Annotated in this window: 23 protein-coding genes; all 23 read right to left on the reverse strand. The window is 59.8% G+C overall.

The window, feature by feature from the left end:
- Positions 1-11 precede the first annotated feature (11 nt).
- The 23 genes from ABWH92_RS16545 to ABWH92_RS16655 all read right to left on the reverse strand — a co-directional run bounded on the left by ABWH92_RS16545 (position 12) and on the right by ABWH92_RS16655 (position 25,091).
- Positions 12-527, reverse strand: coding sequence for an EF-hand domain-containing protein (locus ABWH92_RS16545; RefSeq protein WP_375570243.1), 516 nt, complete (start codon positions 525-527; stop codon positions 12-14).
- A complete protein-coding gene (locus ABWH92_RS16550) occupies positions 524-3,352 on the reverse strand; it encodes a bifunctional [glutamine synthetase] adenylyltransferase/[glutamine synthetase]-adenylyl-L-tyrosine phosphorylase (protein WP_375570245.1) in 2,829 nt (942 codons plus the stop codon). The genes ABWH92_RS16545 and ABWH92_RS16550 overlap by 4 nt, the downstream gene beginning before the upstream one ends.
- Positions 3,349-4,752 carry an ATP-binding protein gene (locus ABWH92_RS16555; RefSeq protein WP_375570247.1) on the reverse strand — a complete coding sequence of 468 codons (1,404 nt, stop codon included), beginning with the start codon at positions 4,750-4,752 and terminating at the stop codon, positions 3,349-3,351. The genes ABWH92_RS16550 and ABWH92_RS16555 overlap by 4 nt, the downstream gene beginning before the upstream one ends.
- Positions 4,730-5,407 carry a response regulator transcription factor gene (locus tag ABWH92_RS16560; RefSeq protein WP_375570249.1) on the reverse strand — a complete coding sequence of 226 codons (678 nt, stop codon included), beginning with the start codon at positions 5,405-5,407 and terminating at the stop codon, positions 4,730-4,732. Before ABWH92_RS16560 ends, ABWH92_RS16555 begins: the two co-directional genes overlap by 23 nt.
- 313 nt (positions 5,408-5,720) lie before the next feature.
- The gene (locus ABWH92_RS16565) at positions 5,721-7,325 is read right to left on the reverse strand and encodes a trypsin-like peptidase domain-containing protein (RefSeq protein ID WP_375570250.1); all 1,605 of its coding nucleotides are present in this window, start codon (positions 7,323-7,325) and stop codon (positions 5,721-5,723) included.
- Positions 7,326-7,481: 156 nt separating this feature from the next.
- Complete coding sequence (locus tag ABWH92_RS16570; RefSeq protein WP_375570252.1) at positions 7,482-8,735, reverse strand: alpha/beta fold hydrolase; 1,254 nt, start codon at positions 8,733-8,735, stop codon at positions 7,482-7,484.
- Between the two features lie 129 nt (positions 8,736-8,864).
- Complete coding sequence (locus ABWH92_RS16575; protein WP_375570254.1) at positions 8,865-9,335, reverse strand: cytochrome c-type biogenesis protein CcmH; 471 nt, start codon at positions 9,333-9,335, stop codon at positions 8,865-8,867.
- Complete coding sequence (locus tag ABWH92_RS16580) at positions 9,332-11,335, reverse strand: heme lyase CcmF/NrfE family subunit (protein WP_375570256.1); 2,004 nt, start codon at positions 11,333-11,335, stop codon at positions 9,332-9,334. Before ABWH92_RS16580 ends, ABWH92_RS16575 begins: the two co-directional genes overlap by 4 nt.
- 19 nt (positions 11,336-11,354) lie before the next feature.
- Positions 11,355-11,843, reverse strand: a complete 489-nt coding sequence (ccmE, locus tag ABWH92_RS16585; protein ID WP_375570257.1) for a cytochrome c maturation protein CcmE — start codon at positions 11,841-11,843, stop codon at positions 11,355-11,357.
- A 124-nt stretch (positions 11,844-11,967) separates the two neighbouring features.
- Positions 11,968-13,131 (reverse strand): c-type cytochrome biogenesis protein CcmI, encoded by a 1,164-nt coding sequence (gene ccmI, locus ABWH92_RS16590; RefSeq protein WP_375570259.1) that lies wholly within the window; start codon positions 13,129-13,131, stop codon positions 11,968-11,970.
- A 113-nt stretch (positions 13,132-13,244) separates the two neighbouring features.
- The gene (locus ABWH92_RS16595) at positions 13,245-14,678 is read right to left on the reverse strand and encodes a hypothetical protein (RefSeq protein ID WP_375570260.1); all 1,434 of its coding nucleotides are present in this window, start codon (positions 14,676-14,678) and stop codon (positions 13,245-13,247) included.
- Between the two features lie 72 nt (positions 14,679-14,750).
- Positions 14,751-15,278 (reverse strand): glycine zipper 2TM domain-containing protein, encoded by a 528-nt coding sequence (locus tag ABWH92_RS16600; RefSeq protein ID WP_375570262.1) that lies wholly within the window; start codon positions 15,276-15,278, stop codon positions 14,751-14,753.
- A 60-nt stretch (positions 15,279-15,338) separates the two neighbouring features.
- A complete protein-coding gene (locus ABWH92_RS16605; RefSeq protein ID WP_375570264.1) occupies positions 15,339-16,748 on the reverse strand; it encodes a sensor histidine kinase in 1,410 nt (469 codons plus the stop codon).
- A 13-nt stretch (positions 16,749-16,761) separates the two neighbouring features.
- Complete coding sequence (locus ABWH92_RS16610; protein ID WP_375570266.1) at positions 16,762-17,460, reverse strand: response regulator transcription factor; 699 nt, start codon at positions 17,458-17,460, stop codon at positions 16,762-16,764.
- Positions 17,461-17,477: 17 nt separating this feature from the next.
- Entirely contained in the window at positions 17,478-17,813 is a 336-nt protein-coding gene (locus ABWH92_RS16615; protein ID WP_375570267.1) for a hypothetical protein, read from the reverse strand.
- 58 nt (positions 17,814-17,871) lie between these two features.
- Complete coding sequence (locus ABWH92_RS16620) at positions 17,872-21,747, reverse strand: glycoside hydrolase/phage tail family protein (protein WP_375570269.1); 3,876 nt, start codon at positions 21,745-21,747, stop codon at positions 17,872-17,874.
- Between the two features lie 9 nt (positions 21,748-21,756).
- On the reverse strand, positions 21,757-22,236 hold the full coding sequence (locus tag ABWH92_RS16625; protein WP_375570271.1) for a peptidase P60: 480 nt from the start codon (positions 22,234-22,236) through the stop codon (positions 21,757-21,759).
- Positions 22,233-23,114, reverse strand: a complete 882-nt coding sequence (locus tag ABWH92_RS16630) for a DUF2163 domain-containing protein (protein WP_375570272.1) — start codon at positions 23,112-23,114, stop codon at positions 22,233-22,235. Before ABWH92_RS16630 ends, ABWH92_RS16625 begins: the two co-directional genes overlap by 4 nt.
- Complete coding sequence (locus tag ABWH92_RS16635; RefSeq protein ID WP_375570274.1) at positions 23,107-23,754, reverse strand: TIGR02217 family protein; 648 nt, start codon at positions 23,752-23,754, stop codon at positions 23,107-23,109. The genes ABWH92_RS16630 and ABWH92_RS16635 overlap by 8 nt, the downstream gene beginning before the upstream one ends.
- Positions 23,755-23,766: 12 nt before the next feature.
- Positions 23,767-24,156 (reverse strand): hypothetical protein, encoded by a 390-nt coding sequence (locus tag ABWH92_RS16640; RefSeq protein ID WP_375570275.1) that lies wholly within the window; start codon positions 24,154-24,156, stop codon positions 23,767-23,769.
- On the reverse strand, positions 24,149-24,370 hold the full coding sequence (locus ABWH92_RS16645) for a hypothetical protein (protein WP_375570277.1): 222 nt from the start codon (positions 24,368-24,370) through the stop codon (positions 24,149-24,151). The genes ABWH92_RS16640 and ABWH92_RS16645 overlap by 8 nt, the downstream gene beginning before the upstream one ends.
- On the reverse strand, positions 24,367-24,675 hold the full coding sequence (locus ABWH92_RS16650) for a GTA-gp10 family protein (RefSeq protein ID WP_375570279.1): 309 nt from the start codon (positions 24,673-24,675) through the stop codon (positions 24,367-24,369). The genes ABWH92_RS16645 and ABWH92_RS16650 overlap by 4 nt, the downstream gene beginning before the upstream one ends.
- Positions 24,675-25,091, reverse strand: coding sequence for a phage major tail protein, TP901-1 family (locus ABWH92_RS16655; RefSeq protein ID WP_375570281.1), 417 nt, complete (start codon positions 25,089-25,091; stop codon positions 24,675-24,677). The genes ABWH92_RS16650 and ABWH92_RS16655 overlap by 1 nt, the downstream gene beginning before the upstream one ends.
- Positions 25,092-25,097: the final 6 nt, after the last annotated feature.

A 25,097-nucleotide genomic window follows, 5' to 3' on the forward strand; every position in this document is an offset into this window, starting at 1 on the left:
CTGCTGGCGACTTAGTTGTCAGATCGCGGGCCGCCACGACCATCACGACCACCGCGCTCGCCCCGGTCGCCATCGCGGAAACCTTGGCGAAGTTCACGTGGTTCCAAGCTCCCGTTGTCATCGCGATCCATGCGGGCGAAGCGCGCTTCGCTGGCTGCTGCCATCTCTTCCAGAGATAGAGCGCCATCTTCGTCGGTGTCGATCCGGGCCATGCGCTGCGCTGCGCGCTCTTCTGCGCGTTGCTGACGCTCGGCCACCAGTTCAGCAGGCGTTACCAAGCCATCGCCGTCGGTATCCATCGCGATGAAACGCTCGGCTGTACCGGCCTGAAACTCCTCCAGCGAAATCATACGATCTCCATCAGCGTCGGCGCGCGCAAACCGCTCGCCAGCGCGGAAACCGGCTGCACCACGGTCACGCTCACGCGCTCCATCGCGGCCATCATCGGCCATGGCCGAAACGGTGAGGCCCGTGGCAAGCATCGTACCGGCCAGTGCAATCACCGTGAGATTTTTAAAGTTGGTCATTGGTTTTTTCCTTCGAGAATGTCGCCCCCGAGGGATGAACGCGAACGATCATCGTTCGCGGCTACAAACAGGCGAGTGAACCGCGAACGGACGTCGGCCTGTGTGTGCTCAAGATGCGTTTTGACGGTCTCAACGCTTGGCAAATCGCAAGCTTGGGTAACCAGTCGACGCAAACTGGGTGCTGCTGTTGCTGGATCAAAAACGCCATCCAAGCAAAGCCGCAAAATCTGTGAAAGGGTGCCGTAAAGACGATGGGCAGAAGCAAGCGCGGCACCGTCATCGGCAGACAGAAAGCCTTCGTCTTGCAAAGCAAGCAACGCTTCCTCGGTGGAGGTGTGCAACACGCTGCGGTTGGCATGGGCATGGCAAAGCTGCATACCCTGCGCGATGAACTCCACATCGATGATACCGCCAGGCGTGACCTTCAAATCAAAGACACTTTTTGCCGGTTTTTCGCGTTCAAGCAGCGCTCTCATATCAGCAACGTCGGTGCGCACCTTGTCGGTGTCAGATCGACCTGTGAGGATGCGCTCGATCGCCTCGTGTATTGCTACACAGCCTTCTCCGTCGCGGCCAAACGCCCGCGCGCGTGTCAGCGCCATATGTTCCCATGTGCGCGCCGAGCCGATTTGGTAGCGCTCAAAAGCTGTAAGGCTGGTGGCCAATGGACCTGCATTGCCCGAGGGCCGAAGGCGCATATCCAGCTCGTAAAGCACGCCCTCAGCAGTTGGCGCACTGAGCGCCGAAATCAGTCTCTGGGTCACCCGCGTGTAGTATTGCGAGGGCGCGATAGGCCTCGCGCCATCGCTTTCTGCCTGCCCATTGGGCAAATCATAGATGAGCAAAAGATCAAGATCGGAAGACGCGGTGAGCTCGCGGCTACCAAGCTTGCCCATGCCCAAAACGCTTAAGCAGGCGCCTTCAAAACAGCCATGCTTCTCACGAACATCCGCCTCCGCCAGATCGAGAAGAGCTAGCACCGTTTCTTCAGCAAGATCGGTGTAAGCCTCTGATGCTTCCCCCGCTGTCAGTGTCTGCGAGAGCAGACGCACCCCAATCAAAAAGTGGTGCTCTTGGCCGACAATGCGACTGGCATTGAGCTTGGCCTCATACGTCGGCGCTTCGCCCATCGCACGTTCAAGATCAGCGCGAATGGAATCGCGGCTTGGCAGAGAGCCAAAAAAGCGCGGATCAAGCAGGGCATCGAACAGCCTTGGTCGGTGCGCCAAGGTGTCAGCAAGTTTAGGCGCGGTGCCCATGATCCGCGCCAGCAAGCCCATAACGGCTGGGTTGCTCTCCAACATGGAAAAGAATTGCAGCCCCGCCGGTAGGCCATTCAAAAACCGATCAAGAGATCGCAGCGCCACCTCTGGGCGATCGGTCTGACCAAAAGCACGCAACAAGTCAGGTCCAAGCGCGCGCAAGCGCTCTCGGGCTGCACTGGTGGCGGTGGCATTCATCCGCCCGCGCATCCAGCCTTGCAAAAGCCGATGGACATCGGTGGGCTGCTCATAGCCAAGCTCGGTGAGTTGGCGCGCGAGCTTGTCGCTTGGGTCCTCTTCAAAAGGATCAAAGCGCGCGTCTTCATCTGGATCATCGGGGAAGAGTGCCTGGAACTGCGCATGCACGCTTTCAAACGTGGTGCGAACGGCTTCGTCAAAAGGTGCGAGCTCCTGGCCCATCAGCGTTGCCACGTTGGTGCGGTCTTCATCATCCTGCGGCAGACGGTGGGTCTGCTCGTCGCGCAGCATCTGGATGCAGTGCTCCACGTTGCGCAGTTGGTTATACGCCACGCACAGCGTGTCAGCAGCTTCCGGCTCAATCCATTGCAAATCGGCCAGACCGCGCAGCGCCTCTTTGGTGCGGATCATGCGCAGTGCAGGGTTGCGACCACCGGCAATAAGCTGCTGAGTTTGGGCAAAAAACTCGATCTCGCGGATGCCGCCGCGTCCTAGCTTCACATCATGGCCAGGCACCGTGATTGCCCCAAAACCCTTATGGGCATTGATGCGCCGCTTGATGGAACGGATGGCGTCGATTGCTGCGTAATCCAGGTGACGACGCCAGATGAACGGTTTGATCGCTTTAAGGAACTGCGCTCCCAGTCCTTGATCGCCAGCCACGCAGCGCGCCTTGATCATGGCCGCGCGCTCCCAGGTCCGCCCCTGAGCTTCATAGTAGTTGAGCGCGCCATCAATGGAGAGTGCCAGCGGCGTAGAGGATGGATCAGGGCGCAGGCGCAAGTCGGTGCGGAACACATAGCCGTCGCCTGTGCGCTCCTGCAGCAAGCGCACCAAGCGGCGGGTGACACGCACCGCAAAGGGGCCGGCTTCCATTTTGTCGGAGGTTTGCGCGTCCAGCGTTTCAGGATCGAACAGAATGATAAGGTCAATGTCGCTGGAATAGTTCAGCTCACCGCCGCCCAACTTGCCCATGCCAAGCACACAATAGCCTTGAACCGCGTCCGGCGTACCAAGCCACCGCTCACCCCTACCTTCCAGAACGAAAGAGGCGCGAACAGCGTGTTCGATGGCTGCATCCGCAAAGTCTGAAAGCGCTTGGGTTGTCTCATCGACAGTCGACTGGCCCAGACGATCCGCCAGTGCGATGGCCAGCGAGGCGTTCTGTTTGGCAACGCGCAGCGCCGTCATCACCGCTGCTTCGTCATCCAGCGGCGAAGCTTTCAGTGTTTGTATAGCCTCGGCAACAGCATCAGGCATCGTAGACAGCGCCGAAGGTTCGATCTCAACCATGCCATGCACTTTCATCGTCAGATCGTGCAGATGCGGGGCAGCATCAAGAATAGCAGCAAGAGTGGCGCTCATGATCCTGCCTCCGGCGAACCAAGCGGAAGTGTCAGTGTGGCGCGCAGGCCCGGGTCAGCATCGCCCAACTCCAGTGCCCCATCATGAAACGCTGCGACCGCCTCAACCAGCGCCAACCCAAGGCCAGATCCATCGGCCGTGCGGCTTTTGTCCAACCGAACGAAGCGGTCTTTCACGCGCACGCGGTCACCATTGGGAATGCCAGGGCCATCGTCGGTAACGGTAAGCACGGCCATGCCCGCTGCTTTGGAGAGCGCGAGTTCGATTGTTCCGCCCTCGCCTGCCCCATATTTTAGCGCATTGTCGATAAGATTGGCGGCCGCCAGACCCACCAATTCCCGGTTCACGGTTGCCATAACCGCCTCTGGGGCGGGCTTGAAGGATAGCGACACACCTTTGTCTTCGGCCACCGGCTCATAAAGCTCCATCACGTCTGTGAGCACCTGGCCAAGATCAGTTTGAGATAGCGTGTGGCGGCGGCCACCTGCCTCCACACGCGCAATGGTGAGCAGGGCTTGAAACGTGGCCATTAAACGCTCGGCCTCGCCCAGCGCGTTTTCCAACGCCGCACGGTCCGTGGCATTGTCGGGCGGCTGACGCAAAGCGTCTTCCATCTGGTTGCGCATGCGCGTAAGCGGCGTGCGCAGATCATGGGCGATGTTATCAGACACTTCTTTCAGCCCGTTCATCAGACGCTCAAGCCGGTCGAGCATCACGTTGAGCTGATCGGCGAGACGGTCAAACTCATCCCCCGTACCCATAACCGCAATGCGCTCAGATAGGTTGCCGTCCATGATGCGCGCGGTGGACTGTGAAATGCCGTCCAAGCGTTTCAAGACACGCTTGTTGACATAGAACCAACCCAAAATCGCAAGAATTGCCAGCAGCACCATCGACACCATCGCTGCACGGCCAATGGCTTGGCGGATGACATCTGTTTGGCCAATATCCAGGCCGATCAGCGCGCGAAAGCCATCGGGCAACAGGATGATGCGCACTATGGCGCGGCTGTCGCGCTCATGGCCCTCCGGTCCGATTTGCTTGTACGCAAAGCGTGCCAAACCGGCTTCATCCCAAACGCCATCAGGCAGCAAGCCTACTGAGTTGATCACCTCAACGCCATCGGGTGTAAGCAGTGCGTAAAGCCGGTTGCCGGGGCGTTGGGCGCTTTCCTGCATGGCTGTGAACAGCCCATTGATACCGGCACGTTGATAGTGCTGGCCAAGGCGGCGCGCATCGGTTGTTAGCCGCTGATCAACATCACGGATCAGAACCGAAGACGTCTCCCAGACCAGATAACCGATCAGCCCGCCTGCGAAGAGGCCGAAAACGACCAGATAGCCTGCAGCAAGCTTGAAAGCTGTGGTGCGGAAAGGCCTAAGCCGTGTCGCGGAGGACATAGCCCGCCCCTCGCACGGTTTGGATGAGCGGCTTGTCTTGCCCCTTGTCGATCTTGGACCGCAGGCGAGAAATGTGGACGTCAATCACATTGGTCTGCGGGTCGAAGTGATAGTCCCAGACTTTTTCCAAAAGCATGGTTCGGGTGACGACTTGCCCAGCGTTTTTCATCAAGAACTCAAGCAGGCGGAACTCGCGCGGCTGCAGAGGAATGTCCTCGCCAGCGCGTTTGACCGTATGAGACAGCCGGTCCAGCTCCAAGTCCCCCACGTGATAGGTGGTTTGTGCTTCGCCGGGCGTGGTGCGGCGGGCCAGCACTTCGGCGCGCGCCAAAAGTTCAGAAAAAGCATAGGGTTTGGGCAGATAGTCATCACTGCCGGCACGCAAGCCAGCCACGCGATCATCGACCTCACCCAAAGCGGAAAGGATCAGCGCCGGGGTTTGTTTGCCCTGTTCGCGCAGAGCTGCGATGATCGATAGGCCGTCGCGTTTGGGCAGCATGCGGTCAACGACCAAAACGTCGAAATCATCCGACATTGCGTATTCAAGCCCGGTTTCGCCATCAGCGGCGTAGCTGGGGGCGTGGCCGGCCTCACGGAACCCTTTGACGATGAAAGCGGCAGCTTCCACGTCATCTTCGATGATGAGCACTTTCATAATCGAACCTTTCACGGGTTGTTGGACACGCCAGAGAGTGGGGATGACATTAACGCGATTCTGGCCACGCGTTTTGGTTTGATTTGAACCGCAATTGGCTGCCTCTCCCTACGGTCGAACGCGTTTGCGATATCTTTCTCAGATAAAACTCAAAACGCGCTGGATACCAGCCTCAAGCGCACGAGAAAAAGGGTGCGCATGGCAGTCCATTGGGCGGAGCTGGAATATCCAGCTCACAGGCCCGCCATGCGCGACTGGTACCCCGGCGGGGGCGACAGGCTAAAGCCGGGGTATCAGCATGGGTGGGAAGGTGTTAGCCGCGGTCGGTGGGCAGAGCCACGAAGCGTGAAGCGCCGTTTTGGCCTTCAACGCGGACCAGAGCAGAGGCCTGACCATTGCGCGCGGCTTGGCGTAGACCAGACGTCAAATCGCGCATGCTGCTGACTGGCTGGCCAGCAACCTCAACGATCACATCGCCTTCGCGCAGATCACGTTCAGCAGCCACACCGTTGGGGTCAAGTTCGGTGACCGCAAGGCCCTCCACATCAAGCCCAAGCGAAGAGGCAGGCGCCACCGTCATACCAAGCTGATCAACGATGCTTGGCTGCGAGCGATCCAAATCTGGCTGACGGAACTGGCTGGCCAGTTCGCGTTCCGATGGCAGAGTGCCCAAGAGGACATCGATGACTTGCTCCCGGCCATCGCGCCAGATGAGAATTTCCACGGTCTCGTCAGGATCGAAAGCGCCAATGATGCGGGCAAGCTCTGTCGGGCCTTCCACGGCCACATCATTCACCGACAGGATCGTATCGCCTGATTGCAGACCAGCCTCTTCAGCAGGCGATCCAGCGGCGGCGGAGACAATAATCGCGCCTTCTGTTGAGTCGCGGCCAATGCCTTCGGCAAGCTCCGGTGTCAGCGATTGGATGTTCACACCCAACCAGCCACGGGCCACAGCACCGTTTTCAATCAGATCGCCGATCACGTCAGCGGTCACCGTGGACGGCACAGCAAAGGCGATACCGACATTGCCACCGGACGGGGAGAAGATGGCGGTGTTCACGCCAACCACTTCACCACGCATGTTGAAGGTCGGGCCGCCGGAGTTACCCCGGTTGATGGCCGCGTCAATCTGCAAGAACTCATCATACGGGCCAGGCTGGATGTCACGGCCCTGCTGGGAAACGATACCCGAGGTCACCGAACCACCAAGACCAAAGGGGTTGCCGATGGCCAGGACGACTTCACCAATCCGCGGCTGCTCTTCAGCCAAGCGCACATAGGTGAAATCATTGCCTTCAACCTTCAGCAGCGCCAGATCGGTGCGGCTGTCCGTGCCGAGGACTTCAGCATCCAAGATGTCACCATTGTCCATCACGATCTGAACGGCGCCGGCATCTTCGATCACATGGTTGTTGGTGACCAGATAGCCATCCTCAGAGATGAAGAAGCCGGAACCCTGTCCGCCACCGCGGCGCGGCGTGCGCGGGTCTTGCCCACCACCAGGACCACGGCGGAAAAACTCTTCAGCTTCCGGGCCAAAGCGGCGGAAAAAGCGGTCAAACGGCGTGCCATCGGGCAAACGGTCAATATCACGGTTGGAGGTTTCGACTGGCTGTTGAGCTTCCACGCGCACGGCCACAACGGCGGGCATGACCGCCTCAACAAGATCTTCAAAGCCCGTTGGCGCCACGAAGCTGTCAGGGATCACCGCCTCGGCAGCGCGGGCTTGCTGGACGCTGCTCACCACCGCCGTGCCAGCCAGCGGTACAAGCAGGCCAAGGCCGAGAATGGTGGAAAGCGCCAAAGTGGTTTTGCGGTTGAGAAACCGGGCGCGGCGCGGCATTTGCACGCCGCCCTCTGTTTGAAACACGCCTGTGGAGGCCGAGTGTTGGGAGGTCTGATTTGGATCGGTCATGTCGCCAATGTTCCTTTATGCCAGTCATTGTCGCACCGTCTGACCGGTGCGTGGGCCGATATGGCCCCCAGCGATGGAAGCTATTTGGTGTTCTGCGCCTTACCGCACCATGTCGATCGGGTTAAACCTTTGTAATGTTCGTGTTTCTTGACGGCTCTAAACAGTCTCAGCGGCGCATTTGGTGACAACGGCTGCGCCTTTGGTCAGCGTTTTGTGCACCGGACATTTGTCAGCGATTTCAATGAGTTTGGCCTTTACGTCCGGCGTCACATCACCAGACAGGTGAATGGTCCGCTCAAACCGGTCAATCTTGCCAGCCTTGCCTTCAATCTCTTCACCGCAATCAGCGCAATCTTTCGCATGCACTTTGTCGTGCTCCACGGTTACAGCGGTCAGTGGCAAATCAAGCTTCTTGAAGTCAGCGTACATGCGCAGCGTCATGGTGGTGCAGGCGCCCAGCGCAGCGGCCAGCATGTCGTAAGGGGCAGGCCCAGTGTCCATGCCGCCATAGCTTTCAGGCTCATCAGCCAGAATGCCATGCGCGCCCATACGAACCGAGGCTTGAAACTTGCCAGCGCCTGTTTCAGCGACCGCTATCTTGGCTGTTGCCACGTCACCGGAGAAGGTCGCTTCGTGCGGCTCAGCGGCAGGGACATAACGCTCTGACCAGGAAGCGATCATCTGAGCCACATAGGCTGCATCGCTATGGCTTGTGAGCAAATGGTCAGCGCCGTCCAGAGTGACAAAGCTCTTGGGGTGTTTGGCGGCATTGTAGATGATCGCGGCGTTCTCAATGCCCACTGTCGCGTCCACGGGTGAATGGAACACCATCAGAGCTTTTTTCATGGATGCGATGCGCTCCGATAAGTTCTGCTTGGCGACGTCTTCCAGAAACTGTTTTTCAATCGTGAAGGTACGACCAGCCAGGTTCACCTCGGCCTTGCCATCACGCTCGATGGCTTCGACGTCGGCATGGAAGTTGTGCACCACGTGCGCGGTGTCCGCCGGGGCGCCGACGGTGGCGACAGCCTTCACTTCTGGGATACCGGGGGCAGCCGAAAGAACCGCCGCCCCACCCAGGGAATGGCCGATCAGGATGGAAGGTGCCTCACCATTGGCACGCATCCACTCCACAGCACTCATCAAATCAGCGACGTTGGAGGAGAAGTTTGTGGACGCAAAATCGCCGTCGGAATGGCCGAGACCTGTGAAATCAAACCGCAAGGTCGCGATGCCATGAGCAGCCAGTTCTGAGGCAATACGCTTGGCGGCGAACACATCTTTGGAGCAGGTGAAGCAATGGGCAAAAAGCGCGCATGCACGCGGCTTACCTGCTGGCTTATCAAACCGGGCGGCAAGGGTTGCGCCCGATGCACCGGTGAAGGTGATGCGGCTGGTGGTGGCTGGCATGGAAAGTCGTCCTGGAAAAGCGGCCTGAACTGGCCCTGTAAAGATGGCGTACGCTCGCATGCGTTCGCGATCACGCGCAAGCCACAGCTGGGTGAGCAGTCTGTGCGCGACGCGCTATGGTTTGCGAACCTAGTCCTGGTCGGATTTCAAAAGCGCTTGAAGGCGGGCCTGCTCATCTGCACTCAGTGCAGCCGGTGCTGACGCAACGACCCTCTTGCGGCCACGCGTACGCAGAAAAATCACCGTCCCGGCGATCACAAGCACCAGTGCCGGGCCAAACCAAAGCAGGACAGTTGCTTGGTTCACAGGCGGGCGCAGCAAGACAAAGTCGCCATAGCGGGCGACGAGGAAATCAAGCACCTCTTGGTCGCTGTCCCCAGCCACCAAACGCTCACGCACCAAGATGCGCAAATCACGCGCCAACTGGGCGTTGCTCGCATCGATGCTTTCATTCTGACACACCAAGCAGCGGATTTCTGCGGATAGATCGCGCGCCCGCGATTCCAACACCGGATCGTTCAGCACTTCGTCGGGTAGCACCGCCTGCGCTGGCAAAGCCAGCATCACGCTCATCAAGGCCGCAAGTGCTAGCCGCATCATTCAGCTGGCTCCATGCCTTGAGGGATTGACGGTTGCTTGGCTTTCTTCGCACGTGTCGGTGCACCCACACGTAGGCGACGGTCCATGAGAGAGAGCACACCGCCGGCGGACATGATCAGTGTGCCGATCCAAATCAGTGTCACCAGCGGTTTGTGGTAGAAGCGCACGACAATGCCACCATCCTGCGTTGGGTCGCCTGGCGAGATGTAAAGCTGCGAGAACATGTCGACCGTATGGAACGCCGCCTCGGTGGTGGGGAAGTTGCGCGCCGGATAGACACGGCGTGAGGGTTCCATGACCGCGATCACATTACCACCCTCACGTGCCGTGAACTGCGCGATCACCTCGGTGTAGTTCTCACCGGTGTTGGGGCGCAGGCCCTCGAAGGTGAACTCATAGCCCGCGATGGATGCTGTTTCGCCAGGGTTCAGCGTGGTGATCTCTTCGCTTTCAAAGGCCGATACGCCAACGATGCCGAGCAGCATCACGCCGACGCCGAAGTGGGCAACTGTCGTGCCCCAAGCAGAACGTGGCAGGTTGATCAAGCGACGGAACGTATCGCCAATAGGTGAGGAGAACGCTTTCACACGGCCAAGCGGATCGGCCAGCGCCCCAAGCATCAGCCAGACAGCCACACCAATCGCGATGGCTTTGATCCAAGCATCAATGCCGAACAGCGCGAAGATGCAGGCGACCACAAGCAGCGAGGCAGCACCCGCCCACCAAAGCCGTTCTAAGGCCATGGCGAGATTGCCACGCTTCCACGCTAGGATCGGCCCAAACGGGACCGCCAAGAGCAGTGGGATCATCAAGGGGCCAAAGGTGAGGTTGAAGAAAGGAGGTCCGACGGAAATCTTGTCACCCGTCAGCGCTTCAAGCAGCAGCGGATAAAGCGTCCCGAGCAGCACGGTCGCCGTTGCCACCGACAGGAAGAGGTTGTTGACGACCAATGCGCCTTCCCGGCTGATAGGCGCGAACATACCACCCTGGCGCAGTTCGCTCGCGCGCAGGGCAAACAGTGCAAACGCGCCGCCGATAAAGACCATCAGAATAGCCAGAATAAAGAGCCCGCGTTCGGGATCGGTCGCAAAGGCGTGCACGGACGTCAAAACGCCCGAGCGCACCAAAAATGTACCGAGCAGGGACAGCGAAAACGCGATGATGGCGAGGAGTACCGTCCACACTTTCAGTGCCTCGCGCTTCTCCATCACGATGGCCGAGTGGAGCAGCGCGGTGGCAGCGAGCCAGGGCATAAAGGAGGCATTCTCAACCGGGTCCCAGAACCACCAGCCACCCCAGCCAAGCTCGTAATAAGCCCAGTAAGAGCCCATCGAAATGCCAAGCGTCAGGAAGACCCAGGCGGCCAAAGTCCATGGACGGACCCATCGTGCCCAGGCCGCATCCAAGCGGCCTTCGATGAGGGCAGCGATGGCAAAAGAGAAGGAGATCGAGAGGCCCACATAGCCGAGATAGAGCAGCGGCGGATGGATCGCGAGGCCGATGTCTTGAAGGATCGGGTTGAGGTCTTCGCCCTCAGCAGGCGCTGAGTGAACCCGGTCAAACGGGTTGGAGGTCAGCACAATGAAGAGCAGAAACGCGACCGTCACCCAGGCCTGCACCGAAAGCACATTGGCTTTCAGCGAGCGTGGGAGATTTCCCCCGAAGAAAGCGATGCCAGCACCAAAGATCGCCAGGATCAACACCCAGAGGAGCATTGAGCCTTCATGGTTGCCCCAAACGCCGGTGATCTTGAAGAGAAGCGGCTTCTCCGAGTGTGAATTCATCACCACGTTGACGACGGAGAAGTCGGAGACGACATAGGCGTACGTGAGCGCTGCGAAGCTCAGCGCCAAAAAGGCGCATTGCACGGGCGCGGTCACATCGGCGATGCGCATCAGGCCAACATCACCGGTGCGTGCACCCCAAAATGGCATGAGGCTTTGAACAAGGGCCAGCACCAGGGCCAGCACCATTGCGTAATGGCCTATCTCAACGATCATCGCGCGCTCCCTGCGGTGTCTAGTACGCGTTCAGCGCTGGTGGATTGGCGGGCGGATGCTGTGTGCCTTCGCTCCCCTCGCCCTGCCAGACGCCTTGGGCACGCAAGCTCTCTGCCACTTCGGTCGGCATGTAGTTTTCATCGTGGCGGGCCAGCACCGTGTCGGCTTGGAATGTGCCATCGGGGCCAAGATAGCCTTCCGTGACCACGCCTTGGCCCTCGCGGAAGAGGTCCGGCAAGATGCCCGTATACGCCACTTCGATCGTCGCATTGGTATCGGTCACGCCAAAGCGCACAGTGTCGCCAACGCCACGGATCACCGTGCCCTCAGCCACCAAACCGCCCAAACGAATGCGCTGCGTTTCGGTGGTGGGCTGGGAGTAAAGATCGGTGGGAGAAGAAAAGAAAGCGATGGAATCCCGCATCGCGAACAGCACCAGGCCAGTGGCAACGGCAAGCACGCTAAGCGCTGTTCCAATGAGAAGAAAACGTTGGCCCTTACGGGTCATGAAGAGGTCCTCGTCGTGTCGAGTTGTCAAAACTCGCGCAGCGTTATCACGGTTTATAAGGGGTCGCTTAGACGCGCATCAAGCGCGGCAAAATGCCCATAGTATGGCCACGGATAGAACGACGTCAGGGCGGTGTGGTGTTGAGCTGAAGCTCTTCAGCAATGGTGAGCAAGCGCAGGCGTGCTGGATTGTCGGCCTGGAAGAAAGCAAGTGCCGTCCAGAGGCTGCGCTCGGCGTCATCGCGATCACCCAAAGCCACGTAAGATCGGATCAACTGGCTCCATCCGGCCAGATCATCCGGTTGGTCTTCCAGACGGGCAGCCAGGCCATCGACCATGCCTTCGATGGCGGCACGGCGCTCTTGTTCAGGAAGAGAGATGATAGCCTCAGCGGCATCCGTATCGGGTGCCGGCACGCGTACGGCGCTCGGCATATCAGCGAGCAAGGCATCGACACTTGCCGTCCATGGTGCATCGGACCCGCCATCATTGCGCAGGGCGATTAGTATCTCGCGCGCCTGATCCAGCTGCCCCTCCTGCACCAGACCCAAAGCGCGGTAATAGCGGGCTTTTGGGAAACTTGGTTCAATATCGAGGGCTGCCCTGAACTGCTGCATCGCCTCTTCGGTGACCAGACCTTGGTTTTCGACCACGATCACCTCACCCAAATCGGTCAGCAAAACCGGGTTGTCGCCTTGAATCCGCAGCAACTGCTGGAAAGCTCCGCGTGCCTCAAAAAAGCGTCCCTGGCGTGAGTAAATTGGCGCAAGAATGGCCCAACCCCGGGCGTCATCGGGATTTTCCTGAACGGCATTTTCCACACGGGCGATAAGGATCGCAACATCCTGGTTTTCAACGGTTGCTGACAAGCGCTCGGCAAGCGGGTTGTCCGGCATTCCCGGCGAGCCAAAGGATACGTAAATTGCCAAAGCAGACAGCGGCACGATCAAAAAAGCTGTTGCCAAAACCAAACGTGGACGCCATCGCGAGGGCGTGACCACCGCTGTTTCGTGCTGGTCAGGCAAGTCGCTGGCTTTCAGCAAACGCCGGGAAATCTCCAGGCGGGCAGCATCGGCTTCGGCTTCACTTAGTGCGCCGCGCTCAACATCTTTGTCGATTTCAGAGAGTTGATCCTTGTAGACCTCCGCGTCGGAGCCCCCCAGATCATCAACCGTACGACGAGCACGCGCATAGGGTAGCAGCACCGCGATCGCGGCAATCGCCGTCAAAACGGCAAAGACAACCCATACCAGCACGCCAACACCCTTAGCCCGATCTAAACAGCTCACTCAAACCGCTTTCACACGGCATGTGATTGGCGATCATGGCTAGGATTGGGCGCGATGATTGTCCAGTGGGTGCAACACGAATGATACTATGTCGCACCGCGCTTGGCTGGCGGTTAGCCAGCCAGTCTTGCTTGAATCTCGATGTCGCGGGCGCGCGCTTCAACGGTTGCTGCGTGGCGACGCTCCATGGTCGCGCCGTATGCCCCGCCGAAATAGATACCAAACAATTCCGCGGCACCTGCCGAGCGGGCCTCCGCGGCATCCCAGTTTTCATCGCTCGCGCTGGCCAAGCGGTCAATTGCCTGCTTGCCCTGGCTTTCCAGCGCGTCCTCGATATTCTTTTCCATGCGCTTGATCAGAGAGTTTACCGCCAGAGACCCGCGAATCTCGCTGGCTACCATGAACAGCGTAAGACCAAACACAGCCTCCTGAAGGCTGGATGCATCCGGCACAATTTCGCGCCCACGCGATTCCATAACACCGACACTGCGCTTGATCATGTGCAACAGCGGATCAAGCTCTTTGATCAACAGATCACTGGCGCGGGAACGCACGGTTGCCAGGCGCTTTAACCAAGGGTCTTCAGGGGCTTCATCGAGCGTGCGTTCGATGGCTGAGACCAGCTCGTGATAAAGCCGCAGGCTTTGAGTGACCTTGTCCAGATTGCGGTCACCTGCCAGTACCAGGCGCAGGCGCTCAATCTCGCGCATGGCCTCGCTCAGCGCGATTTGGACCGCACCGCCTGCCATGGTGCCGCGAATAACCGATGGACTGCTGGAATTGGCGTAGTAGACGGCAAACCGCACCAGATCGCTCGGCGAACCCAGCCGATCAAGAACAGCTGCAAAAGCATAGATCGTATCGGTCGGAGGATGATCGGCGTAGACGGTAAGCGCTTTGTTGAGCATGGCCAGTCCGCTGCGACCCACGGGCAGCTTGTCGGGCAAGCCATCCAAGAAGGCTTTCAAGGCGGGTTTTTGTTTGAAGAAAGCAATGATGTCGTGCAGGTCCGCCAAAACGCGCGAGCTGCCCAATTGGCCTTCCAAGCGTTTGAGCGAGCCCTGCGCTTTGTCGTACTCAGCCATCAAGGCTGAGGTGTGCAGGCATACCTCGCGCTGAAAGTCGTCGGCACATTCAGCGATGGCATCAGGTTCTTCATCCACGATAGCCGCACGCAGGGCTGCTAGCGATTCATCGCAGCGACCAGGGGCAAGGTCACGGGTGATCCAAATCCAGATCGGGCGCAAAGATTCACGATCAATAACGCCCACTTGCTTTTCAGGAAGGGAGATCGACCCCATGACGGGCTCAAGCGGCAAAAAGAACGCTCGCTCGGCTGATAAAGACCGCTCACCGCCAGGCTCGGAGTCCATGACCTCACGTAGCGCATCCATAATGATGTCATGAACAGGTGACTGCTCGCCGCGCGCACGCGATCGATCGATCGACCGCGTCAAAGTGCGATGCGAGTCGGAGCTAAGTTCACCAAGATATTCGCGCAGGCGGGAGATTAACTCCTGCCTGCCGATGCGTGTGTTGGCAGACATGGGGCCCTGGTCAGTTCACTAGACCACAAGCCTGCCAGAAGAGGGTTAACGCCGCGTTGTGGCGCGCGGTGGTTAGCCGACGTTACGCCATGTGCCATCAGGCTGGCGACACGCAGTGCCTGTCAACACTTCAGGCTGGCCTTGGATGTACACTGTGTGGGTGTAATCGCGGCAAACCAGAGAGTTGATCTGGTAAGACTGACCTGGAACGACCTGACCACGCGGGCCGGTCGGCGACTGCCATGCAACCGGAGCGCCAGGGCGACCGGTCTCAAGAGCCTGGAATTGCGCCTGATAATAACGCTGCTGCGCCTGCGCATCGAGCTGACGGCCCAATTCAGCGCCCAGCAAGCCACCGAGAACAGCGCCACCAACGGTCGCCAAGACCTGGCCAGACCCTGATCCGATTTGGCTACCGAGTACGCCACCGGCGACAGCACCGCCCAAGGCACCAACACCTTCGCGTGGGCCAGTGCCGTATGACTGACAACCGGCCAGCGCTGTCAGGGCCATCAAAGCAATGGCACCGTTGCGCAGCGCGGTGGTGCGTTTGGCACCCGTTTTTGTAGCCTTTGCGGCTGAAATTGAAGTGTTCAACATAAGGGTCATCTCCCGATATGGTTTGGTGCAGTGTAGAAGTACGCGTGCGCCGGGTGGCGACTAGCGTGATGAATCCGGCGGAACTGGGGCAGCCGCCGGTAGGAGTAAGGCGGCGCGAAGGCCGCCAATGGGCGCTTTGTCTAGAACGAGTGTGCCGCCATAGAGTTCCGCCATTTCTTTCACGATGGACAGGCCAAGACCTGACCCTGGGCTGGCTTCGTCCAAACGCTTGCCGCGTTTAAGCACCAGCGCGCGCGCCTTGGAATCAAGCCCAGAGCCGTCATCGTCGATGGTGATGGTAAGCGTTTGATGAAGATCGTCAGTTTTGTGTGCAGCCACCGCGACAGTGCTGTCTGCATGGCGGCAAGCGTTTTCCAACAAGTTGCCGAGCATCTCTTCCAGGTCTTCGCGGTCTGCGCGAACCCGCACAGACGCAGCAATATCGACATCGAAGGCAAGGCCTTGATCCAGGTTGAGTTTGGCCATGGTGCGTACCAGTGGATCAACGACATCGCGCAGCGAGGTCGACTTGCCAGAAGTCGCTTGTGTTGCAGCGCGCTGCGCACGATCAAGATAGAGCCGAACACGATCATCGATGGCCTGGGCCTCGCTGCTGATCCGCGCCAGTGTCGCTGTGTCAGCCTCTCCACGAGCGCTGTTGAGAATAACGGCCAGCGGGGTTTTTAGCGCGTGTGCAAGATTGCCAACATGGTGGCGTGCCCGTTCAACAATGGCTTCATTGGCTTGCAGAAGGCCGTTCAACTCGTCCACCAAAGGGCTGACCTCGCGTGGAAAGGTGCCCGAAACCTCACGGGTTTTGGCGATTCGCACGTCGGCAATCGCACTCTGCAAAGTTTGTAATGGCCGAAGACCGATGCGAACCTGCAGATAGGCCAAGCCGAGAAGGGCCAACCACATGGCACCAAGGGTCAGTGCCAGCGCCACGCGGAAGTTGCGGATTTCTGCATCCAGCCCATCGGTTGGCGCTGTGACACGCACCAGAACCTGTTCGCCCTCGAACTCATAAAGCCGATCAACTAGGCGCAGGCGCTGTCCGCTCAGCTCCAAGGGGCGGCTGACTGGGCCGTCTGGACGCGCATCTCCTGTAGTCGGCGGAGCCTCCGGCGCAGGGAGCGGATCAAACAGAGATGCGGAGGCAAAAAGCGGCTCGCCCGTCTCCGGGTCCCCCACCACCCAATACCAGCCAGAGCCCGGCAACCCGAAGGCTGGATTGGCGAAATGGGCCGTCGCATCAAAGACATCTCGGTTGGCATAATCGGCAAAAAGCTGGGTGACGAACACCGACAAGCGCTCGTCGAATGCCCGCTCGGCGCCCGCACGCTGCAAAGTGGCCATCACTGCGCCGGCGAGCACCAAAGCGACAAACGAGCCACCGGTGGCAAGCACACCGAGGCGAACAGCCAAAGACTGCGCCAAAGGGGACTTTTGTGACGATGTGGGAGAGGCCATGGGACGAAGGGTCCTACCCTTTGGCCTGCGCATCAGCCGCATCCGATGCCGCTGTGGGATCCTGGATGCGATAGCCCATGCCGCGCACCGTCTCGATGATGTTGACGGAAAGCTTTTTGCGCAAACGACCGACAAACACCTCAATGGTATTGGAGTCGCGATCAAAATCCTGATCGTAGATGTGCTCGGTGAGTTCGGTGCGCGAGATGACCTTGCCTGACTGCGTCAGAAGATAGGCGAGCACCCGATACTCCTGCGCCGTAAGCCGCACTGCCATGCCATTGTCGGTCACGCGGTTGGTTTTAAGGTCCAGCGCAATGGGTCCGCAGCTCAGCAGGTTGGACGAGAGACCAGCGGCACGGCGCAGAATGGCCCGTACGCGTGCCAGCACCTCTTCCATCTGGAAAGGCTTGGCGACGTAATCATCGGCGCCGGCATCCATGCCCTTCACCTTATCGCTCCAGCGATCACGGGCGGTGAGGATGAGAACGGGCGTGGCAATGCCATCAGCGCGCCAGTCTTCAAGCACGGTCAGGCCATCCTTTTGCGGCAGGCCAATATCCAGGACGATGAGATCGTAAGGCTCGGTTTCACCGAGAAACGCTGCTTCCTCGCCATCCAGGGCGACGTCGACAACATAGCCCTCTTCCTCAAGCGCCTGTTTCAGCTGCGCGTTGAGCGTTGGCTCGTCTTCAACAACCAGAAGTCTCATGCCGCCCTCCGTTCCCGTTATTGTCGCGAGAGAAGCGCGCCCGAACGCGCGTCGAACGTGAGGCGTGCCGAACTGCCGTTCGGGCTGCTGGCAACAACACTGTAAACGTAATTGCCCGGCGATCCGCACACTGCCGCCGACCCGACCTGGCTAAACCCAGCCGAACGGGCCGCTGCCGTGATGACGGACAAACGCACCACTTCGCCTGAGGCAATGGCTGAACGGGTCTGCGACGCCGACAGGCACGATTGCGCAGCGACTGACGAAGCACCAGAAAGCGTCAAACCAAAGGCCAACACAGCAACAACCAGACAGCGCTGAACAGCAGAGGGGGATGCGGATAAATCACTCATGCTGTCGTCTATACAGCGCATTGGATGAACTGGAACTGAACAATGCGCTCAGAATTGGTCAGAGTGTAATCTGCAGGGTCCGAGGCGCCCCCAAACGCCCGCCAGTGCCAAGCTGAGCGACCTGGAAACTCAGAAAGTCGCCTCCTGTGAGACCGTCGGCAGCTTGGTCTGTCGCGCTGTAAGTCCAATGCGGTTCTGTGATTTCTACCTCGCGGAGCACCGTTTCACCCTGCACGACCAGAAGGCGGTAAAGCTCGGCCTCCTCGTTGAACGGTGTTGAGGCCAGCTCCCATAGGTCCGTTGCGCCACGCGAGCGGCGTATCCAGCTGATGGTCAACGCGCCATCAGCTGTTTTGGCAGCGCGCAGATGCACCGGCGCCAAGGGTTGCAGGCTCCGCGGAATGGCAGTCAGCGGAACATCGGTGCGCGAGAATGTGCCGACACCACCACTGTGCGGCTCCACCCGCAGCGTGGTGCCGCTGATGAGTGCCTGGGCCGAGAGGTTGAGATCGACCGGGTTATCGTCCAGCAGCACGAACCGTGTGCCAGCGGGCGTGACATTGCTCGCGGCATCTTCTGTCCCGCCCAATCCGCGCACCAGATCGCGCACGCGATAGCGGTCTTCCTCAACAAGCTCAGCGCTCGCAAACTGGATGACCTCCAATGTGTCATCCGTGACCAGAGCGGCCAAATTGCCGCCTGCCAGCAAGGCTTGCTGCGTGATGGATGCCAATGAGCCGGTTGGCACATCAACCAAGAAACTGCCGCCGCGATGAGGATGGGCGACCGGCCCCGGCGCCAATTCCTCAACCAAAACACCAGTGACGGAAGGGGTGGCGATGGACTGCACACTGTCAAACCCTGCCGCCTCGCTGCCTGCATGAACATCCAGCGACCCCGGCCACGGGCTCGCAAAGGCGGCGAGCTTCACATTGTGGGCGCCCTCACCGTTCGACTGGCTGGGCAAATCGAGCACGATGCAGTCGGGCGGGCCAAAAACCGGCCGCAGAGCAATGTGTGTTGAGAGATCGCTGTCGGGCGCCAGATCATAAAGTGACGGATCGACACAATGGGCTTCGGCGGTGCGCTCCGCTCCGTCAATCAGTCTGTCGATGGCAACGCGGATCGGCGCCACCTCATTGTCCACCTGCACATCGATCACATCGCCTGGCTCCAGGGCGCGCAGGCTTGGGGGTAAGGTGAACTGCACAGTTTCAGCGCCGACCAACTGTTCCTGACGCATCCGCTCAGCGATCTGACCGGCAGAGCGCGGATCAAGGTTCACCGCGACGGAGCGAAATTGGTCAGGCCCAGTAACACCATCGGCGCGCGCTGAGCGCACCACACCTGTTTGATAGTCGTGCATCGCGCTGGCGAAACCAAGCGTGACCTGACGCGGCACCATCTCGCGATCCTCACGCGCCACAGTGATCAACGGACCTTCGGCAGGCGCCACCAGCCCATTCTGCGCCACCTGCTCCAAAGGTTCTGCTTTGCGCATCGTGACTTTGGCGGAACTTGCCTTAGGCACGATATCAAGCGCGAAAACGGCGCTCAGATCATCGAACGCCACACGCGCTTTGGTCGGTTCAGACAGCGTGTAGCCATCGATCATGCCGTGCACGCCGCTAACATCCATGGGCGGCAAATCGAAGTGATCGCACAGCGCGAGGATTACTGAGCCAAGGGAACCAGCGCCCAAGCGACCGTTCAGCCAATGGCCGCGTGTCCAGTTGACGCCATCGCTCCATATGTCGCTGGCATAAGGAAAGAGGGGAAAGGGCCGCGCGTCCCAGGTCCAAAGATGTACCGCAGACGGATCAATCATTGCCCTGCCAGCAATTGGCGACAGCGGGTTGGCAGCGCCACCTTCCTCACCCCAGAGCTTTAGCGCTGTATCAAGGATGGCGCGCTGCTGGGCATCGTCGCGATAGCCTTTGGAGCCAAACGGCAGACTGTCATTGTCCGGTTTGTCACTTGGAAAGGCCGAGGGCTGATTGCCGCCGAGATCAACCGCCGGTGCCCCAAATTCCGTCAGCCAAAGAGGTTTCTGGCCCGGCACATAGGCGGTTGGCGAGGCTTGGCGCACGCCGCCGACGCGGTTGTGATGCGGCTTTGACCACCAGCTCACCAAATCCTTGGACGCGAAAACCCAGGGCTCGCCATAGGCGCCATCTGTGATGAGGGTTCGCACTTGCGCCGCGCGATCCACATCGTTTGCGTAGTACCAGTCGAGATTCTCGCCACCGGTGAGACCTGCCTCGATGACTGCCGGGTCATGTGGGCCATCACCAAGGCCTCTATCCAAATGGTTCGGATCATGGCGCCAATCGGTGATCGGCTGGTACTGATCGATGCCAATCACATCGATGTTGGGGCTGGCCCAGAGCGGATCGAGATGGAAGGTCAGATCGCCGGAGTCATCATCCGGCTGGTGGTTGGCATATTCGGTCCAGTCAGCGCCATAGGTTAGGATCGTGTCCGCGCCCAACTTGGCGCGTACGTCGGCTGCCAAATCCACCAGCGCATCCACAAAAGGGTAAGACCCCGGCGCATCGCGCACGGTTGAGATACCGCGCAGTTCTGAGCCGAGCATGAAGGCATCCACACCACCGGCTTGGTTGGCCAAATCGGCAAGATGCAAGATGAAGCGGCGGAATGACCACTCGCTGGCGGACGGATTTTGCGTGCCAACAAAAGCGCTGACATCACTGGCAGCGGCTGAAGTCGCATCCGGTGAGCCGATCTGTCCAGGCGCCGGCGACACGGTGATCTGCCCACGCCACGGATAGGCAGGCTGAGACGCGGCGCCGGTCCATGGATCGGTGAGCGTGTTATCAGCCGGAACATCCATCATGATGAACGGCATCAGCGTCACCTTGATCCCACGCGCCTTCAAATCCTGAATGGCGGCTATGACGCTGGCATCGCTGGGGGTCGAGCCGCAGGCGGGGCGGCCCTCATGCAGCGAAACGGTGTTGGCCTGCGATCGTGACAAGCCCGCAACGCTCCATGGGATCGATGTGGTTTTATCGTGACGTTCGATGCGTGGTTCGATCTTGCAGGTCGCGGCATCTAACGAGGTGCCAAACCAGGCAACCACCAGCGCCACACGTTCCAGGTTTGGACAAAGCGCTTGCAGCTGGTCCAGCGAAGCATGCCAATCGGTGGTGGCGGATGTGTCATGGGTGTTTTCTGCCTCGGTCACACCATAGCCGGATGCGCGGACCACCGGATCGGGGTGATAGCCGAACTCGGTCGCACCTGGGATCAAGGTAACAGCCCGCACCCTATTCTCCAGCCCTCCAACCGGGCGGATGATCTCAAAGGAAAGCTGCGGCAGGCGGTTGCCATAGGGTTCCAGCGGCATGCGTTCAAAAACGACATAGGCGGTTCCCTTGAAGGCGGGCACATCGCCTTCCTTGGACGCAATCAATGGATCGACAGATTGGTCCGGCCCACCTCTGTGCACGCGCATCGACACGGTGTTGCGGTCGAGCGGTTTGCCATCGGCCCAAACGCGCCCAATGCTCGAAATGGGCCCTTCGCACAGGCCAATCGCGAAGTTCGCGAAGTAGCTATAGGTGGTGGTTGTCGAGGTCGCTTGACCACCGCCGCCTCCCCCACCCTTGCCACCGGTTTTATGGCGGGTGGTGGTTTTCACCTCTTCATAGCGCGTCGCCCAAATGATCTGGCCGGCCAGACGTGTTCGCCCAAAGGTCAGCGGGATCGCCGCCCCTTCGGTGGAGGTCTGCACGTCGAGATTCTGTAATCGGCGGCCTTCGGTGTGCGAAGACGACGAACCGGCAAACAGATGATTGTCGATGACGCTGCCAGCAAAGGAGCCAATCGCCTTGCCGATGATGGCGCCTGTGGGGCCACCCAGCGTGCCGCCAACGGCGCTGCCGATGGAACCGAGGACGAGCGTGGCCATGGCGGCCTCCTATGCGTTCAGACGTTCAGGAAAGGCAAAAGACGCCGCGATATGGGCGGACCAGGGTGCCAGATTGGAACGCACCACGCGCCCACCCTCATAGGCGTGCACGATGGTGGTGTCAGGCATCAGGATCGCCAGATGAGACGCAGGCCAACGGCTGCGCCAACGCAGCGCCAACACGTCGCCGGGCAACGCGTTCGCCGGGTCTTGTTCGGTAAGAAACTGACGCAACCCATTCAGCATAGGCTCGCCATCGGCATGTTGCGCCCAGCTGCGCTGATCATGGCGAGCTAGCTCCATCGGCGTGGCCGCGACCGCGTTCCAGACGCCGACAATCAGCCCCAGGCAGTCAGCCCCCACGCCGCGCTTGCAGGCTTGATGGCAGTAGGGCGTACCGATCCAACGCACCGCTTCGGCTAAGACAGCCTCACGGGCGGCTAGGTCTCGAGATTGAGGTTGGGGTGCAGCCAAGATTTGTGCGCTCATGACGACAAGCTCCCACCGTCCAAATTGCCATCGCTGCTGGCTGGATAGGAAAGCGCAAAGTCATCCCCCGGCATGTAGGGAAAGCCGCAAAAGTTGACGCCATTGGAAAAACGCGCCTTGCAGGTAGCAAAGCTCTTGTCGCAACCGGCTCTCAGCGTGATCTCTGACCCGACTTCCAACGGCGTGATAGGGGCCTGCCACAAGGTGATGCGCGCAGTTGCGCCATTCACGCTGTGAGCGCGGACCCGCACCGGCTTATCGTCGCCTTGCGCAAAGGTTCCCCCATCGAAATGGCCACTTGCCTGATCAGCAGGTGCGGTCATCAAGAAAATGTGCGGCTCAAGCACCACCTCAACGGTGGTTGTCGTTGTGAAGGCGGGCTGATTGAGGTCTATTCCGCATCGCGTATCACCCAGTTCAGCATCGCATCTGGCGGAAAACACCCGTCCACGGACCCGATCAAATGCGGCAAAGGGTCCGCGCACTTCGGCTTGAAACAAACCGTAGCGGCTGCTGACCTCCCCCAATGTTCCCGATGACAGAAGTTCATAGGCCGTTGGGTTCTGCCAATCGACGAGCAGTTTCTCGACCTCAGCGCCATCATAGCGACCGGCCAGCAAATCCTCTTGGGTGAGGCGATCATCGGTGAGTGCCGCGCGCAGATCCCATTCGCCCGTCGACGGACCGAGCGCGGCGCTTTCTTGGCTCGCTTCAAAGCCATCGGTTGGCAAAAATGTGCTGCCATCTACCTCAATGGGCGCATCATGGTCGGTGAAGCCCATCATATCGCCGTCCGTTCGAATGAGCCGGATGCAGCGGCAAAGTGTTGTGCAACCCGAGGCGAGGCTCGCAGCAAGATCAGGCTGAAGCTCACGCATCGGCGGGTTCCTTCAGAAACACTTCTTTCAGGGGGATTGTGGGCAATGACCCGGCCTTGAAGGCTGTGAGGTCAATATCCAGCGTGTCGGTGTCGAACCGGCACGGAACATCGAACAGAAAGCCTGCAGTGACCGTTGTTCCAATGGCGGGAATAGAGCCTGGGTCGAAGGTGAGGATACCCGTTTCTAAGTCGACCGAGATGTTGGCGGTGGTCACGCCGTGCACGGCAGCGGCAACTGAACCCGCGACCGGCAGGCGAATGGGCCGTGCGACCGCATCGCTGGTGTGCTTGACCAGTTGGAAAGCCGCCGTGATGCCATCGCCGGTTCCCAGCAGCTGATCGGTGGGATCGGGCGCTTTTCCTGGCGGTCCTGACGCATGGTCCAGGGGGTCGCGAAAGCGGAAGGCATAAAGCTGACCGAGACGCGCCTCGAAGAAGCTCTGCACAGTGTAGAGATCATCGAGCGAGCGCACGCCACCACCGGTATCAAAGGTGCGCTTGGCGTGTTTCCAGCGTGTGTTGCGCTCTTCGTGGCCGGAGCCGAGGGTGACGATATCGGTTTGCCGATGGGTTGTGACGCGGGCGCCTCTGGCCACGGGTACGGGAAAGCTGACATCGTGAAATCCAGGGATGGTCATACCGCCCTCTCCCTACAAACCGCGCTGGCCGCGCGAGACTGCACGGGCGAGCGAGGCGGTGAGCTGGGTTTCCGACCCTCGGAAACTTGTCGCGTCCGGCGTCGCCACATTAACGTTGAAGATGTTGGCAGCACCGCCGGTCACGCCACCGATAGCCGCCCCAACGAGGCTTTCGCCGAGCGAGCCGACCAAGCCGTAGACATCGTCCATGGCGGAGGAGAACGTGGTGTTTGAGTGAGAGAGGATCAGCCGTTGCAGCAGTCCGTCAAGTTCTCGGCCTTCCACTAGCGCTTTGGTCAGGCTCTTGGTCAACTCGCCGGACAGCGACGTGACATCGGCTTGCAAGTCGCTAAGCTCTTCGCGCAATCCGGTGGTGAAGTCATCAGGCCGTGTCTCAGTCATAGCATTTCTCCGGCGGGTTTAGGATGTCAGGGAAGGCGCGCATCAGCGCGGCCAGATCATCGGGCGTCGGCGGTGTGTTGGTCTGGGGCGGGGCAGCGATGCGGGTGGCGCGGCGCACATCGGGCAAGGTTAGCAGCCAGACAGTCTCAAGCGTTGCAAAACGCTGACGCACCAACCAATCCACGACGGCATTCAGCGTGGTTTCACGGCTCATGGTGCAAACGTCGCACGCATGAGATCAACATAGGCTTGGCGCAAAGCGAGAGGTTTGCCGATCCCAGCCAGCACGGCATCAGCGCCCTGCCGATCCACATCGCCACCTGCCACCAGAGCCTCGGTCAGCACAGTTTGCAGTTGGGGGGCAGTGAGATCGCCGTCCAAGAGCAGCCGGAACAAAGCATCCAGGCTTTCGGTGCCAAACGCTGTTTCCAAGCGGGCGAACGCATCTAGAGTCAGGCGCAACGTGTAGAGACCATCCGGCCCTTGCAAGCTGGCGTCGCCGCGATAGCGATTGGCCATCAAGCCGTCGCCTCAAAGGTCAATGCACCGGCGGACTCCAGCATCATCTCAAAGGTGATCGCGTCATCATGGCGCCCTGCATAGTCGAGCGCGGTCACCAGGAACGGGCCTTCGATGGTGCCAAAGTCGGGGATCACCACCTGCCAGGTGCTCACCGCACCATCGAAAAAGAGCCCGCGCACGCGGGCATCAGAGGCTGCATCGCGAAAGAGGCCGGAGCCGGAAATCTTGCCGTGGCGCAGACCAGCATCGCCGATCAGCTCACGCCAGCGCCCCTCACTCTCGCCATGAGTGACGTTCACCAGCTCTTGCGCCAAGCCGATGGCACGGGCGCGCAAGCCACCGACGGTGTCGAACTGGTCGGTTTGAGCGTTGTGGACTTTCAGCAGCAAATTGCGTCCGGACTGGGCGGTCATGTTGGC

The organism is Ahrensia marina, from assembly GCF_042140245.1.
Lineage (GTDB): Bacteria > Pseudomonadota > Alphaproteobacteria > Rhizobiales > MH13 > MH13.